Genomic DNA, 14502 nt, shown 5'->3' on the forward strand with positions numbered 1-14502 from the left:
TCAGACGCGAGATCAGGCGTGATCGCCGGCTTCTGTGAACCGGCTGTCCAGGCGGGCGTGCACCAGCTGCGCGATCTCGTCGGCCACCTCGGCGGCGCTCCTGTCGAGTGGGGCGACGACCGTCCAGTCGAAGTGGTCGGCCATGTGCAGCAGGGAGTCCCGGACGACGCTCTGGAAGCCCACGAAGTCGAGGCGTCCGTCGTGCAGGGTGCCGCGCTCCAGGTGGGAGAACTCCTTCCGGGTCACGGCCGTGGCGGGCGGGACGTCGAGTACGAACACCATGTCCGGCTGCGGCAGGAGATGGAGCGTCTGGAGGGCGTCGTCCAGCTTGAACTTGCCGTTGCCGGTGATCCTGGCCACGAACTTGTTGATCCAGTTGTCGAACACGGCGATCTCACCCGGGCCGAGGTCCTCGGACAGGGCGTGGTGCGCGCCGGCGAAGAAGGCGGCGTTGAGGTAGATCCAGTGCAGGGTGCCCAGCGAGTCGAGCCGATCGTCGTGCGGAACCCGCCACAGGCGATCGGCGACCGCCTGAAGCTGCTCCTGGGCGAATGGAGACTTGGCGGTGAAAGTGCGTTTGGTGGCCTCGGTCACCGTATAACCGAGGTCGGACAGTCTTGCGGCAACCAGCGGAGCGGTGGTGGTCTTTCCCGCACCGTCGATGCCTTCAAAGGCGATGAGCATGCTGCTCCTTGTAGAGGTGGAAACGCAGGTCAGCGATCGCGGCGGCGCCCGCGTAATTGCATGTCGAAATGGACGGGCGGGCTCCCCGGCAGCGTCTCCGCCACCAGTTCGTCCAGCCATTCCCCGGTGTCCTTTCCGGCGGAAAGCTCGTAGCTCGTGGGCAACGAGGTGAATTCGTCGGAGAACTCGGGGAGTCGCGTGCGGGTCAGGCCGACGAGCAGGCTGAAGGTCGCGTCGCGATAGCGGGTCACGAGTTCGGCCGCCGCCACGGCGTCGGCCGGCTTGCCCGACGCCCGCGCCGTCATGCGCGCCTCGTAGACCGGGGTGAACATGCCCTCCGTCCACACCCGGCACCAGCCGGCGATGTCCTCGATCCGGCCGTCGCGATATCTGACGCCGTGGCGGGCGAAGCTGGAGTCGTAGGCGCCGTCGAGCAGGTCGGGGTGGAGGCGGCGCAGGTGGTCGGCGTAGCGGCTGTGCGCGAGCACCTCCAGCTCGGTCGCCATGTAGGAGACGTACCGGTAGAGGGGAATCCCGGACGAGGGCAGGTCGCCGCCGTCGAGATAGCGGGTGACCTGCTGCACCTGGTCGTCGAGAGTGCCCTGGCCGCGTACGGCGATGACGTCCCGGCGGGCGAGGAACCGGAGGTTCTCCGCCAGTTCCAGCGGGGTCACCAGCGGGTCGAACGTGATGAACCCGAACTCCATCGGGGTTCCCAGCGCGCTGCCGATCCGCAGCGCGTCCACGGTCTGCTTGACCGTCTGGCCCTTGCCGTACCGGCGGAGCTGGCTCGGGCTTCCGGACTCCACCCCGACGAAGATCCGCCGCATGGAGGGGGCCTCGGTGGCGAGCAGGCGGGCTCGCTCGATGTTCCACGCACGGGATTTCCGCCGGTCGAACAGCTGCTCCAGGCGCGTGTAGATCTCGTAGGAGATCTCGAGGCGGCGACAGGCCGCCAGCACCGTGGCGGCCGGCAGTTCCGCCATGGGCGGGTCGACCAGGCCCTCGCTGCCGAAGAACTCCTCGTCCACCAGTGAGACCACGGCCCCGGAGGCCGCGACCCGTTCGAGGATCGCCACCGCGGTGGAGTGGTGCCCGCGTTCCCAGCCGTCGCCCCGGTGGTCCCGAGGGCAGAACGTGCAGGCGCCGTACTGGCAGCCGAACGAGGTCTCCAGGGCGATCTGCCCGCCGCGCTCGGCGACCGTCAGCACCAGGGAGTCGTCCGGATAGACGAGTTCCGGCAGCTCGATCCGGCGGAGCAGCGCCGGGGCCGGGGCCGGTTTGAGCGGCCGGATCAGGCCGTCGATCGCGTCCCAGGACTCGGGGTGGCGATACTCGCGGCACAGCGTCTCCAGGGGGCGTTCACCCAGGCTGGTCGCCACGAACACGGCGTCGTCCCGGGTGGCGTCGAACAGCTCCGCGGCCCGGTCGGGCGAGAAGGCGGCAAGGATGTTGCCGAGTACGACGAGGGACGGCTGATGCTTGTTGACGACGACGGCCAGTTCTTCGAGCATCTGCCACTGACCGAAGTTGACCGACACTCCGACGATGTCGAAGTGCTCGCCGCCGAGCCGGTCCGCGACCGCCTGGAGTGGGGCGTCGACGAAGTTGTAGTCGATGACGGTGACGTGCGCGGAGTGGGTGAAACGCAGCCACTGGCTGAGCCTCGCCACCCCCAGCGGGAGCCGCGCTCCTCTGTACCGCTCGGCGTCACCCAACCCGATCAGCAGGACCTTCGGGACGTCGAGCCGCCGCGCCAGCGGTTCGCTCAGCGCCACGTTCGCGACGTACCCGCGCGGATCCTCGGTCTCACGACGGAAGCCCGCGAGGCCGTAGCCCCCGCCGAGCAGCTCCCTGACCAGCGGGGGGAGCGGCAACCCGGCCGGGTCGACACCCGCCAGGCGCATGGTCGAGCCCTCGACCCAGGAGACGTACGGCCGCAGGCCGTCGCCGCCGAGATAGAGCCGCGCGTCCGGCAGCACCTTGGCCAGCGCGGCCTCGGTGTCCGGCCAGGGAGCCATTCGTGCTGCCAGATCCGCCAGTATGTCCTGGACCGGAGCGGTGGTGAGCATGGTTCCCTCGCCTTCAGTTGAAGTCGGGCGGACTGCCGCGGAACATGCCCAGGGAAGCCTCGTAGTCGAGAGCGTTGCGTCCGCAGCCCTTCCAGTACGGCTGGATCGGGTAGAGGTCGTGCAGTTCCTGCAGGCCGGAGGCGACCTCGGCGAGATGGCGGTAGCTCGGCCGGATCGTCAGCCCGAGCGCCGAGTGGCGGTCGCTGTGGTAGGAGTTGATGATCGGCGATATGCCGTCGGCGGCGAGCTTCCTAGCCCCGTCGAGGGTCGAGTTCGCCGGCTCCAGTCCGGCGATCAGGATGGAGTGCGCCCGGTAGGGGCCGACCGCGTCACGGAGCCGGCCGAGGGCGGCGAGGATGTTCGCCTGCCCGTAGTCGGCGGTCTTCCCCGGGGCGATCGTGGTGAATCGGTCGGGATCCCAGACCTCGAGGTTGAATCCGGCGTGCACGTTCGGCACCTCGGACAGCCGGTCGATGAGATCCAGGTCGTGCGGTGGCATGGCGATGAGATGCACCGAGATCTCGTCGACGAGCCCGGCGTCCGCCAGCGCCTGCGTGGCGGCGTCCACCAGGGCGAGCTGGTGGACGAAGCCCCGGTCGAGGTTGCGCTCGTTGCCGCCGACGATCATCACCTGGTTCAGCGACAGCGAGTCGGTGGCGACGACGGCCGCCACGGCGGAGCGCACCTCGTCGGGCGTGACCCGTCCGGCGTACTCGTCGTTCTCGCGGGCGGTGCCGTCCAGGGAGCAGAACCGGCACTGGGTTCCGTCGGCGAAGAAGTAGCAGGCGCGGGGCGAGAAGAACGACAGTGCGCTTCCGCCGTACAGGTTGGAGACTCGGGCGAGGTCGGTGTCGCCGCGGATGGAGGCCAGGTCGTTCACCAGCTCGATGGGCAGGCCGTCGGGCCGCGCCTCGGAGACGATGGCCGGGCCGCCCGCCTCGGACCAGGTGAGCTGCCAGGACGACGAGCCGTAGTTGTTGACCGCCACGACGACCGGCCTGCCGCCCGTCAACCGGATCTCCTGCGGCAGTGCCGCCGAGGTGCCGCTCTCGTCCCAGTTCGGGCTGTTGTAGAAGTTGCGGCGGCGAACGTAGCCCTCGGTGCCGGCGAACCAGTCGCCGAATTCGGGGCTCGCGGTAATACCTTGGGATAAGAGGGCGAGCTTGATCCATGCTGTGTCGTCCATCACGTAACCCTTCGGCGAGTGATTGCTGGCGGAGTCTCCTGGGTGCGGGGCCGGAGCCGCTGGTGGCTCGTCACTGCCGAGGGAGGAAACCGCTGCGCGTAGGGTTTCGTGCCCGGGACGTCGTTCGGGCGTGCTCGTACGGAATTTCGGAAGTGATCCCCGTGCATGTGATCCCCGTAGTAGTGATACTCAACGCGTGATTACTGTCCCCTGAATCCGAGCGTTGTGAGTACCTGCGTAATCATGCCTCTGCTGATACGGCCCCCTGGGCGTATCGCAAGGTCTATTTGCAGCGAAGTCCATCCCCTCTCGCCGTGTCGGTCAACATATCCATCGATCTCGTGATCGTTCCGTTATATAATTTCGATATCCCCCATCCCGCCGGGGAGCCGGCTCGGCAAAGAAGTGCATCTGTCCGTGGAGAGTGCCCTCGATCTTGGCATATCCGCTGGTCACGGGCTTGATCCTGAAGAAATGGGTGGACGGGTTCGCTGCGGCCTCGTTTGCGGAAAACGACGTCTCCGGGACGTAAGAGTCTTCTTTTGGGGCTGGACATGAGCGGCCGGGCGTGACAAAAATGCGTGATCAGGCCGGGATGTCAGTCGTCACGGAGCGTGCGGCCGGCCATCCGTCATCGTGCGGCGTCGGAGTAATTGATCCCCGGACCTTACGGCGATTCTTCTTCTCCCGGTTGGAGATCAGATGAATGCATCTCATGATGAGGAATTGACAGCTCTCGGCCATATCGCGCCGGGCGAGCGACTTTCGGCCGCGCTCACCGCGGCCCGGTCGAATTCCGCGCAGGCAGTGGAATTCCTCCGGCGGCATCGCGTCGTGGGGCTCGGCGCCTCCAGGCTGCTCGACCCGCCGGGCGCGAGTGCCGAGGGCGAGGTCGGGGACATGGTCACCCGCCGGCGAACGCTGTCCGCACTCCTGGCGGACGCGTGGCGGGAACTGGAGCTGACGGTCGCCGAAACCGGGGTGGCCGCGGCGGGAATCAAGGGATACTCCACGGTCGGCCTGTACGCCCGGCCAGAACACCGGGACATAGGCGACATCGACCTTCTGGTGGACGACGTCGACGACGCCTGGAATCTGGCCGGACGACTTCGCGAACAGGGCTACGACTGGTGCGAGTACGAACTGCCCTGGTTGAAGAGAGACGGCCGTTCCGGGCAGATCTACGGACAGGTGCAGGTGTGGAAACACGTCGGCGAGATACCTGTGCGCGTCGACGTCCACTTCGGGGGGTACTCGATCCGGCACTGCCGGCTCGCCCCGCACCGGCTCGACCAGAAGGGGTTGCACACGCTCGACGCGATGAGCAACCTGCCCTTCCTGCTGGGGAACGCCGCCGGCGACTTCCTCATCAAGCTCAAAGACGTCAACGACATCGTGCTGATGCTGGAAGCCGATCCGAAACTGGACTGGCGTCAGTCGATGGACGAGATCCGCGCGCACGGTCTGGCCGCCTTCTGGAACGCGCTTCTGGACGAGGTGACCCGGACCTCGCAACTGTCCGCGCGCGCCCAGGCGATCGCCGAGGAGTTACGAGTCGACGGGGTCAAGCCGGAGCGGGTGCCGTTCGGGCGGCCGGAATGGCGGGCTCGCTGCCGGGCCACGGTCGCCGACTCCTACCGGGCGGGGCGGCGGGAGCGAGGGTTCGCGGCGGGGTTGTCGCTGGCCTGGAGTGCGTATCGCTACTACCGGCGGCCTTTGAAGCTCGCCGTACAGGCGCGGTGTGCGCACGGCCGGAAGGATCTGAGCCTGGTCGACCGGATGCGCAACGATGTGTGCGTCCGTCTCGTACCCACCCGGCTCATTCGTGAGCGCTCGGCCGGATCGCCTCAGGACACGCCCCCCGCCGCAGCCCAGCACGCCGTTCCCGGAACGGACGCCCTTCGGGTGGAGACGGCGGACGGGCACGCCTTCGTCCGCGCCGCCGGAGAGGCGTTCGTGCCGACCGTCTACTACAACCTCTGCGAGGCCCAAGGCGGTTACCGCTAGATCGCACCACACCTCATTCCCTCCCCGCGCCGGAAGGCGAGATTGGCGTTGAGATGACGAGCATCTTCGCTACGGTCGGCCCCTCTCTGAGGACACCCGAGGCCGTGCGCGCGGCCGTCTCCCGGGGCGCTCGCGGTTTCCGGTTCCCCGCCTCGAAACACGATCCGGCCACGCTCGACACGCTGGCCCGCGAGGTGGCCGCCGTCGCGGCGGAGCTGGCCGTCGAGGTCGATCTCTTTCTCGACCTTCCCGGCCGCAAGGTGCGGTTGATCAGCGACGAGGAAGTCGCGCTGAGCGAGGTCGCGGGCCTGAACATCCGCTACGAGGCGGCGGGCGCGCCCGAGGGGGGCGACCCGTCGATTCCCGGCGTGCGGCTGGTCGGAGCCGCTCATATGGCGCCCATCGCGGTAGGGGACGTGCTGCTACTGGGCGACGGCGAGGACGCGCTCCGCGTGGCGGAGGCCCACCCCGGGCACTGCTTCGCGGTGCCCTTGACAGGTGGCCGGTTGGGATTTCGCCGGGGAATGGCCGTGCAGGGGAAGCCGCACGCACTGGCCGGACTGACCGAACGGGATATGTCGACTCTCTCCACGCTGTCGACCACATCCTTCACCGGGGTGTTCGTGTCGTACGTGGAAAGCGCCTCCGAGGTGCGGAAGGTCCAGGAGATTCTGGCCGATTCCCACAGGGAACCTCCCGTTGTCGTGGCGAAGGTGGAGACCTCCGCAGGGGTGGCCGACATCGAGGAGATCGCCGGCCAGGCGGACGGCGTCCTGCTGGGGCGCGGCGATCTGCTGATGGACGTGGGAGTGCTGGACTTCCACGCCGCCTCCCAGCGGGTCGTCGACCACATGGCGAAGTCCGGCAAACCGCTGATCGTCGGCACTCAACTGCTGACCAGCCTTTCCGATTCCTGGCTTCCTCATCGCTCCGAGATCTCCTGCCTGTGCGATCTCATCGCCAAGGGCGTGACCGGACTGCTGTTGTCCGACGAGACCACGGTCGGGCGCGATCCCGGCCGCACCGTACAGGTGCTGGCGGAACTCATCTCCACTTACGGAACCGTGGGCGGCGCCCTGTTCCGGTGAGATTCGACGGCTCGGCACAACCATGGAACGAGGCGGGGATGTCCATCATCGACCTGACCGGCACGCATGCGGCGATACCCCAGGGCGCGGCAGAACTCTTACGCGTCTGCTGGCACGAGGCTGTGGATCAGGTCGATCCGAGCGCCCCGGCTCCGCCCCTGGGTCTTCCGGCCCTCCGGCGCGCTCTGGGCGAATTGGTGGCGGACAGTCCGGAGAACATCGTGGTGACCGGTGGTGTGCGCGCCGCGGTAGCGGTCCTGGGCCGCCGCTTGGCGCACACCATGGTGGAGACGCCCACTTTCGAGGACATCCCCGCACTCATGCGGTCGCTCGGACACCGGGTGGAGCGCCGCCCATGGGACCGCTTCACCGCCGGTCCCGGTGTCGCGGCGTGGGTGACCCATCCGGCACGCAACCCGGACGGGGCATCACTTCCGGACTCCACGCTCACCGATCTCCTGGACGGCGGCTGGGAAACGGTCGTCATCAACGAAACGTATCGACACCACGCCAAACCCTGTTCCGGCCCGGCTCCCCCCGAGTGCTTCATCGTCGGGTCGCTCAGCAAACTCATCGGCACCGGAACCAGGATCGGCTGGATTCGCGGCGTTCGAGCCGCCGAACTGCCGACACCGAGCTTGAGAGTCTCCGGCCCGCCCATGGTGGCCCAATGGGCGTGGGCCGCGTACCTTTCCCGAGGCGGAGCCGCCCTACTGGAACCGGTCCATCGAGGCGCGGAAGAAGCGAGAGACGCCTTCCGGGCCACAGCCGGAGCCTCCCTCGTCGAACAGAACACAAGCGAGGGCCCTTCTCTCCTGGCGCTCCTACCGAAGGGCCTTTACGCCGAGGAAGTGATTTCCAAACTCGCGGCCGAAGGCGTATCCGTTGGCGCGGGCCATGATTTCGGATCACCCGATCCATCGCTCAGGCTGTGCTTCACCGGCATCACCAAGGCTGACGCGGAAGAAGCGGGGAGTCGTTTCCGGCCGGTCTTGATCCGACGTCCTAGGCGGCGAGCTTCGTGATCTCCTTCGGTCCGACAAGCGACAGGGGCGTCACCGCCCATTCGCTACGCCGAGAGTTCAGGAACAAGGGCGGCTCGCCGCGTACCGCGGTGGCGGGCCTCGACCTCTCCGTGGAACCCGGTCAGCTCGTTTCCGTTCTCGGCCCCAACGGCGCGGGGAAGACCACGATCGTCCGCATGCTCACCGGCCTGCTCCGCCCCACCTCCGGCCACGCGACCATCGACGGATTCGACGTGGTCCGCGAGCGCCGTAAGGCCGCCGCGGCCTGCGGATCGAGTCTCGGCGGAGAACTCGGCCTCTATCCACGACTCACCGCCCTCCAGAACCTCACATTCTTCGGCCTCATGTACGGCGTGCCGACCCGCACCCTGGATCGGCGGGCACGGGAACTCCTGGACCAGGTCGAGCTGTCGGACCGGGCCGGCGAAGTGGTCAGGACGTTCTCGCGGGGCATGAAGCAACGGCTCCATCTGGCCCGCGCCCTCATCCACGATCCCCCCGTCCTCATCCTGGACGAGCCCTCCGCCGGACTCGACCCCCACTCCGCGGCCGCCATGCGCACCTCCGTCCGCCGCTTCGCCGACGAAGGCCACTGCGTGCTCCTCACCACCCACGACATGCGGGAGGCCGAAGAACTCAGCGAGCGCGTGATCCTCGTGAACGACGGCGCGGTCCGCGCCGAGGCCACACCGGCGGAGCTGAGGCTCGGCGCGGCCCAGCGATTCGGCTTCTCCATCGAGGTCATCTGGAACGATCTCGACATCCCGGACGACTGGGCGGGCTGCCCCGGGCTGCTGGACGGCCGGACCGAGCGCGGGACGACGCGCCTGCGGGTCACCGACGGCGGGGCGGCGGTGCAGTGGGTGCTCGCCGAGTACGGCGACCGCACCGCCAGTGTCTCGGTGTCGCCCCCGACCCTGGAGGAAGTGTTCCTCGAGATGACCGGGGCCCGCTGATGCTGCGAACGATCCGGCGGGCGGCGTTCGACCAGGCGCGAACCCAGTTGCTCAGCCCGCTGTCGCTGCTCGCGGCGCTCGCCATGCCGTGCGTGTTCGCCTTCGTGCTGCACAGCTTCGCGCCGGGCAGGACCACGCCGGACATGGCGGTGGGCATCGCGGGCATCGGCATGCTGAACGCCGTGATCGTCGACCTCCTGGGCGCGATGTCGAAGGAGAAGGTGTGGCGCACGCTGTACCCGGCGCTCGGCAGTCCGGGCGGGCTGGTGCCCGTGGTGCTCGGGCGCCTGGCGGGAATCGCGGCGCAGGCGCTCGTCTCGCTGCCGGGCACGCTCCTCGTGCTGGTGCTCGCCTGGGGCATCTCGCCGGACTTCGACTGGTTCCGCTGGCTGGCCGGAGGACTGCTCCTGGCGATCGCCACGACCGCGGTCGTGGGCCTGCTCGCCTACTTCCTGCTCCGCTTCCCGTCCTCGCCCGGCATGACCAACGGGCTGACCGGCATCCTCATAGCGCTCAGCGCCCTGCTCGTGCCGAACGCCGCCCTGCCCGCCGTCGTCCAGCCGATCGCCTGGCTGATCCCGCAGTCCCATGTGATGGCGTGGACGCGCGGCGGCGACATCCCGCAGATCCTCATCGCGCTGGGGCAGGTGGTCGTCTTCTCGGCGGTGGTCCTGGCCTCCCTGCGGCGACTTGAGCGCATCGCCCGCGAACAATCCGTCCCGCTGGAGTACTGAGTCATGACGAACCGCATCGTTCAGGAATCCCTGCTCTCCTACCGGGCCCTGTTCACCTGGCTGAACCCCCTCGGCTACCTCAGTTCGCGGATCGTCAGGCCGATCGGCCTCGCGGTCACGTTCGGCGCTCTCAGCTCGCACTACGGCGGATCCATCGGGGCCACGCTGGCCGGCGCCAGTCTGCTCGCGGGCGCCCACGCGGTGATCTATGGAATGGCGCTCTCGGTGGGGAACGAACGATCCTTCGGCACCTTCGACCTGTGGATGGCGAGCCCGCAGAGCAAACTGGCGGCGATCTGCCGCCGGGCGGCGCCGCATGTGGTGGACGGGTTTCTCGGGGGAATGGTGACCTACCTGAGCTGTTGTGCGCTCTTCGGCATTCTTCCCATGCCCGTTCACCTTTTCGCCGGAGCGTTACTCCTGGCCCTGGTCAGTAGCTTTGGCTATGGGCTGATGGTCAGCGGCGCGTCGATGTGGATAAAAGACCACTTTGTGCCGCCTAATTTCGCCTATCTGACTCTCATGGTGCTGTCCGGCGCACTGGTCGGCAGCGACAGGCTTCCCGAGGCGTTGCAGCCCGTCATGGCGTTCTTTCCGCTCAGCGATGTCTCGGACGATCTGCTGCGTCCCGACTTTCTCGCGGACGGCCTCGGGGAATTGGCGGTCGGCGCGCTGTGGGCGGTGGCGGGCGTGCTGCTCGTGCTGTCGGCGCTGCGGCGTGCCCGCCAATAAGGGACTCCCCAGTCGCAGGGACGGGGGTGCTCACAGAGGAAAGGAGGGTTGTCATGACGAAGATTGTGGAAGCGGTTGACCCCGTGGACGCCGTAGATGCGGTGGACGCGGTAGATGCGGTGGATGCCGTAGACGCGGTGGACGCGGTGGATGCCGTGGATGTGTGACGAGTCGATTTCAACGGGGGCGTGAACGCCTGGCGTTCGCGCCCCCTGGAAAGTGTGGAGTGAATGACATATCGCGAAGAGAAACTGGCCGTCGCCAGAAACGCGGTCGCCGAAGTCCTCAACGATGACGAACTCGACGCCGTGTACCTCGCCGGCAGCCTGACCGCCGGACTGGGCAGCCCGACCAGCGACGTCGACGTGTTCGCCGTGACCTCAGGCACGGGCAGGACCGCCATCCGCCAGGCCAAGGTCGGAGCCGAACGCCTGGACATCGAGACCTACACCGGCGAATGGTTCGACGGCGCCCTGCGCAAACTCGCCGCATGGGAGGCCACCCGCTCCGACCTCCGTTCCAAACGCCTCAGCGAAACAGAGCTGGACGTACTCATTCGTTTACGGCAGAGCGAGGTGGTGAAGGACTCGCCTCGGCTGGCGGCGTACCGGCGGCTGCTGGCCGAAAACGAGCACAAGCTCCGTCAGATGGCGCTGTCGGGCTGGGGAATCGACGCGAACGCCCAGCTCTCCGATTTCCGGGGCTCGTTTCAGGACGGCGACCTGGAAACCGCCGCGCTGCTCGGCCAGTATCTCGTGGTGTGCGGAGGAAAGGCCGTGGCGGCAGCCGCGGGCGACCTTTACCACGGGCGCAAGTGGGTTTACTGCCAGTTGCGCCGGTCCGCCGGAGAATCATTCCCCTACGAACGCTTCTCGTATCTGCAGTCCGGCGCCTGGGCGCGAGACGAACCCGCCGCCGGAGCCCTGGAACTGCTGAGCTTCACGCAGACGCTGATGGTCGCCGCCCAGGTCCTCGGCTGGGCGGAACCCCAGGTCACCGCCTGGCCCTTCTGGTCCACCGGCACCGACGGCTACCGCCGTAACCCCGATTTCAACGTCATCCGCCTGTCGAACGGGGTGTTGCTGAACAACGAGCTGAGAAGTCAGTTCGTCGTGCAGCCGCACGTGGCACTGGTCTGGGGGCTCTGCAACGGCCGTACGGAGAAGGAGGTCGTCGAGGCGGCGCTGGAGCTCGGGCGGTACGTGGGCGGCGACACGCAGGTGGCGCTGACGGCGGAGCGGGTGCGTCAGATCATCGAGACGCTGGACGCCCGCGAGCTCGTCTCGCAGACCCGGTTCCGGTGAGCCGCGCGACGGCGGAGTTCGACGCGGCCCTGATGGACATCGCGGCGCACTGGTGCGCGGAAAGCCTCAGGCTGGGGGCGCAGTACGCGCAGGTTTTCGTCGAGGCCAGCTCGGACCTGCGGCTGGAGACCCGGCTCCGGGACGGCACCGCCACCACCTCGGCGGCCTCGGTGAGCCGCCGCCACGGCGTCGGCCTGCTCTTCCGGCACGGAGGAACCTGGAAGTACGGCTTCGCCCCCCTGCACGAGGCGCAGACGCTCGCCGCCAGACTGCGGGCGCTGGGACTCGGCGCGGCGCGGATACCCGGCGACCGGCCGGGCCCGCAGCCGGGCGAAGCCGAGCCGGTGACGGCCGCCGACCCGTTCGATGAGGTCGCCACCGACCTCCCCAAGGGCGGTTCGGTGCACTTCATCCAGGACTTCTACCGGCAGCACCGCCTGGTGGTGGACTCCGACGGCGTCCGGAGCGCCCAGTTCGTGGGCGGGGGACGGCAGCGAGCCAGTGCCACGGTGCTCGGCGAGCAGCGGCTGAGCCGTGCTTTCACCCGGGCGAGCGACCCCCGCTGGCGGATGTCGGAAGGCGGGGCCGAACTGGCGGAATCGGCGGTCGGCCTCGTCCGGTCCGCCCTCACCCAGGCGGAGGCGCTGACGGAGGCCCGCAGCCTGGGGGCCAGGAGCAGCCCCGTCGTGCTCGGGCCGAAGGCGGGCGCGGCCCTGCTGCACGAACTCGTGGGCCACGCCCTGGAGGCCGACAACCTCGCCAAGAATCCGAACGCGGCCACCCTGAACGGCTCACGCATCACCCGCACGCCGCTGAACCTGCTCGACGATCCGTCGATCCCGGCCGGGATCGGCAGCCGCCGTACCGACGACGACGGGCGCGAATGCCGTCCGGTCCCCCTGGTGGACGGCGGTGTGGTCGTGGGCGCGCTCACCTCCATGCGCACGGCCCCGGCATCCACCGGCACCGCGAACGGGCGCAGGGAAAGCTATCGCCACGCCTGCCTGCCCCGCGCCTCCAACACCTCGGTCCTCGCCGGGACGGACAGCGTGGCATCCCTGCTCGAACCTTCACCCGAAGGCGTGCTGTACATCTCCTCGCTGGGTTCGGGCGAATTCTCCTCCGCCACCGGCGAGTTCTCCTTCACCGCCGCCGCGGCCCACTTCATCACCCCCCTGGGCGAACGAATCCCGCTCCGCGACGTCGACCTGTACGGCGACTCACGACAGACCGTCGAGCGCCTGGCCGGCATCGCGGACGACGTGCGGGGCGACAGCGCCACCTGCGGAAAACAGGGCCAGTCAATCCTCATCGGCCTCTACTCGCCCACCCTGCGCTTCGATCGACTCGATTGGCGATGCTGACGTGGACCACGGCGAAGCCCTCACCCTGGCGACGACCGGCGCACACGACCTGGCGACCCTGGCCAGGCCCCGCGAACGAATCGACGCCGTCTCCCTGACGACCTCCCGTCGAGAACACAAGCTCTCCACCGGCCGCCCCCAGCGAGGCCCCTTCCTGTCAGAGGCGTTCACCCTCGTACGGCTGGCACACCGAGGGCATGACGTCTACTTCGGCAGTGACGGCCTCACCGGCACCACCGGCCCCGACCTGCTCAACGCCATGCGCGCCCTCGTCCCACACGGCCGGACCTACCGGAAGGCACCGCCTCTCCGACCACCCTCCACCTGGAACGGCGACCGCTTCAAGGACATCGAGCTGTCCACGACCCCGGACAAGACCCTCGAATGGCTCGAAGCCGACCTCAACCTCCGGGCCGAGCAAGAGAGAAGCCGCAGCCGCCTGACGATGAAGGTCGCCGGCATCGTCGTCACGGAGCAGATCAGCGCGGAGGCGTTCGCCTCGTCGGAGGGGGAGTCCGACGGGTTCGCCCGCACCTGGTCGGAGGTCAAGGTGCTCTACGAGGTGGGCAATGGCGACCGGACCCTGAAGATCTGGGCGGCGAGGAACACCTGCCGGATCCGGAGCCTGGACACCGCCGACTTCACCGCCGAGGCGGCATGGCGGGCCGGCGCCCTCCTCGCGGTCGAGAGCGGGGAACGGCCCGAAGGCGACGTGCTGCTCCCCCCGCGTACCTCGGCCACCGTCCTCCGTCTGCTGACCCAGGACCAGTTCGAACGCGAACCGCCCGGCGGCCAGGCGAGGAAACTCCCGCGCTCGCTGATCGACGATCCCCACGCCTCCGCCGGAGGCCACGCCCGCCCCTTCGATCACGAGGGCACCCGGACGGCCGTCACCGTCCTGCTCGACCGCACCGGCACCCGAGCCGCCCTGGTCGCGCGCGGGAACCTGTCCCCGCAAGCCCCCCACCTCACGGGCCACGCCCTGCGCTCCACGAACAGCCTGACCCCGACCCCCCTCCCCACGAACGTCCGCCTCGACGACGACGCCTACACCGTCCCGCCCGACTACACCGGCCTGCTGGGGTACGGCGTGCGCGGAGGCGGAGGGCGGGGAAGGCACCGGGCCGGAGACCGCCTCGGCTTCCGCCTGGACGTGGCCCGCGTCAGCCAGGGCGAGGTCGTCTCGCGATGTCCCCCGCTGGCCGTCTCCGCGAGCTCACCTGACCTCCTCACCGCCATCGCCGCCGTCAGCGCCCCCACCTGCTACTTCCCGGGCCGCCACTACTCGACGGCCGGTTCCTGGATGGTCCTCGCCACCCCAACTCGGGGGTGACCAGCGACCGGACCGAC

General features: G+C 68.6%; 12 protein-coding genes. 9 read left to right on the forward strand and 3 right to left on the reverse strand.

From position 1 onward, the window contains the following. Nucleotides 1-12: 12 nt before the first annotated feature. From ABZ911_RS03040 to ABZ911_RS03050, 3 genes are all read right to left on the reverse strand, one after another. The gene (locus ABZ911_RS03040) at nucleotides 13-684 is read right to left on the reverse strand and encodes a hypothetical protein (RefSeq protein WP_358051131.1); all 672 of its coding nucleotides are present in this window, start codon (nucleotides 682-684) and stop codon (nucleotides 13-15) included. 29 nt (nucleotides 685-713) lie between these two features. Then, a complete protein-coding gene (locus ABZ911_RS03045; protein WP_358051134.1) occupies nucleotides 714-2705 on the reverse strand; it encodes a hypothetical protein in 1992 nt (663 codons plus the stop codon). 64 nt (nucleotides 2706-2769) lie between these two features. Next, nucleotides 2770-3942: a radical SAM protein gene (locus ABZ911_RS03050; protein WP_358051136.1), complete on the reverse strand. Its 1173-nt coding sequence runs from the start codon at nucleotides 3940-3942 to the stop codon at nucleotides 2770-2772. Nucleotides 3943-4668: 726 nt separating this feature from the next. Between ABZ911_RS03050 and ABZ911_RS03055 the strand changes: the two genes are divergently transcribed. The 9 genes from ABZ911_RS03055 to ABZ911_RS03095 all read left to right on the forward strand — a co-directional run bounded on the left by ABZ911_RS03055 (nucleotide 4669) and on the right by ABZ911_RS03095 (nucleotide 14485). Then, a complete protein-coding gene (locus ABZ911_RS03055; protein WP_358051139.1) occupies nucleotides 4669-5949 on the forward strand; it encodes a nucleotidyltransferase family protein in 1281 nt (426 codons plus the stop codon). A 53-nt stretch (nucleotides 5950-6002) separates the two neighbouring features. Further along, a complete protein-coding gene (locus tag ABZ911_RS03060) occupies nucleotides 6003-7037 on the forward strand; it encodes a pyruvate kinase (RefSeq protein WP_358051142.1) in 1035 nt (344 codons plus the stop codon). A 38-nt stretch (nucleotides 7038-7075) separates the two neighbouring features. Further along, nucleotides 7076-8062, forward strand: a complete 987-nt coding sequence (locus tag ABZ911_RS03065) for a pyridoxal phosphate-dependent aminotransferase (RefSeq protein WP_358051145.1) — start codon at nucleotides 7076-7078, stop codon at nucleotides 8060-8062. Beyond that, nucleotides 8059-9018, forward strand: coding sequence for an ABC transporter ATP-binding protein (locus ABZ911_RS03070; protein ID WP_358051148.1), 960 nt, complete (start codon nucleotides 8059-8061; stop codon nucleotides 9016-9018). Before ABZ911_RS03065 ends, ABZ911_RS03070 begins: the two co-directional genes overlap by 4 nt. After that, complete coding sequence (locus ABZ911_RS03075; RefSeq protein ID WP_358051151.1) at nucleotides 9018-9752, forward strand: ABC transporter permease; 735 nt, start codon at nucleotides 9018-9020, stop codon at nucleotides 9750-9752. Before ABZ911_RS03070 ends, ABZ911_RS03075 begins: the two co-directional genes overlap by 1 nt. 3 nt (nucleotides 9753-9755) lie before the next feature. Beyond that, nucleotides 9756-10484: an ABC transporter permease gene (locus ABZ911_RS03080; RefSeq protein WP_358051154.1), complete on the forward strand. Its 729-nt coding sequence runs from the start codon at nucleotides 9756-9758 to the stop codon at nucleotides 10482-10484. Nucleotides 10485-10714: 230 nt separating this feature from the next. Further along, nucleotides 10715-11788 (forward strand): hypothetical protein, encoded by a 1074-nt coding sequence (locus tag ABZ911_RS03085; RefSeq protein ID WP_358051157.1) that lies wholly within the window; start codon nucleotides 10715-10717, stop codon nucleotides 11786-11788. Then, nucleotides 11785-13152: a TldD/PmbA family protein gene (locus ABZ911_RS03090; RefSeq protein ID WP_358051160.1), complete on the forward strand. Its 1368-nt coding sequence runs from the start codon at nucleotides 11785-11787 to the stop codon at nucleotides 13150-13152. Before ABZ911_RS03085 ends, ABZ911_RS03090 begins: the two co-directional genes overlap by 4 nt. 1 nt (nucleotide 13153) lies before the next feature. Further along, complete coding sequence (locus ABZ911_RS03095) at nucleotides 13154-14485, forward strand: metallopeptidase TldD-related protein (protein ID WP_358051163.1); 1332 nt, start codon at nucleotides 13154-13156, stop codon at nucleotides 14483-14485. The last annotated feature ends 17 nt before the right edge of the window (nucleotides 14486-14502 follow it).

The organism is Nonomuraea sp. NPDC046570 (assembly GCF_040645915.1).
In the GTDB taxonomy this organism is placed as follows: domain Bacteria; phylum Actinomycetota; class Actinomycetes; order Streptosporangiales; family Streptosporangiaceae; genus Nonomuraea.

Coding starts and splice junctions, on each gene's coding strand:
- ABZ911_RS03080 (WP_358051154.1), top strand. CDS start 9,756: ATGACGAACCGCATCGTTCAGGAATCCCTGCTCTCCTACCGGGCCCTG.
- ABZ911_RS03040 (WP_358051131.1), bottom strand. CDS start 684: ATGCTCATCGCCTTTGAAGGCATCGACGGTGCGGGAAAGACCACCACC.
- ABZ911_RS03065 (WP_358051145.1), top strand. CDS start 7,076: ATGTCCATCATCGACCTGACCGGCACGCATGCGGCGATACCCCAGGGC.
- ABZ911_RS03075 (WP_358051151.1), top strand. CDS start 9,018: ATGCTGCGAACGATCCGGCGGGCGGCGTTCGACCAGGCGCGAACCCAG.
- ABZ911_RS03085 (WP_358051157.1), top strand. CDS start 10,715: ATGACATATCGCGAAGAGAAACTGGCCGTCGCCAGAAACGCGGTCGCC.
- ABZ911_RS03060 (WP_358051142.1), top strand. CDS start 6,003: ATGACGAGCATCTTCGCTACGGTCGGCCCCTCTCTGAGGACACCCGAG.
- ABZ911_RS03050 (WP_358051136.1), bottom strand. CDS start 3,942: ATGGACGACACAGCATGGATCAAGCTCGCCCTCTTATCCCAAGGTATT.
- ABZ911_RS03045 (WP_358051134.1), bottom strand. CDS start 2,705: ATGGCTCCCTGGCCGGACACCGAGGCCGCGCTGGCCAAGGTGCTGCCG.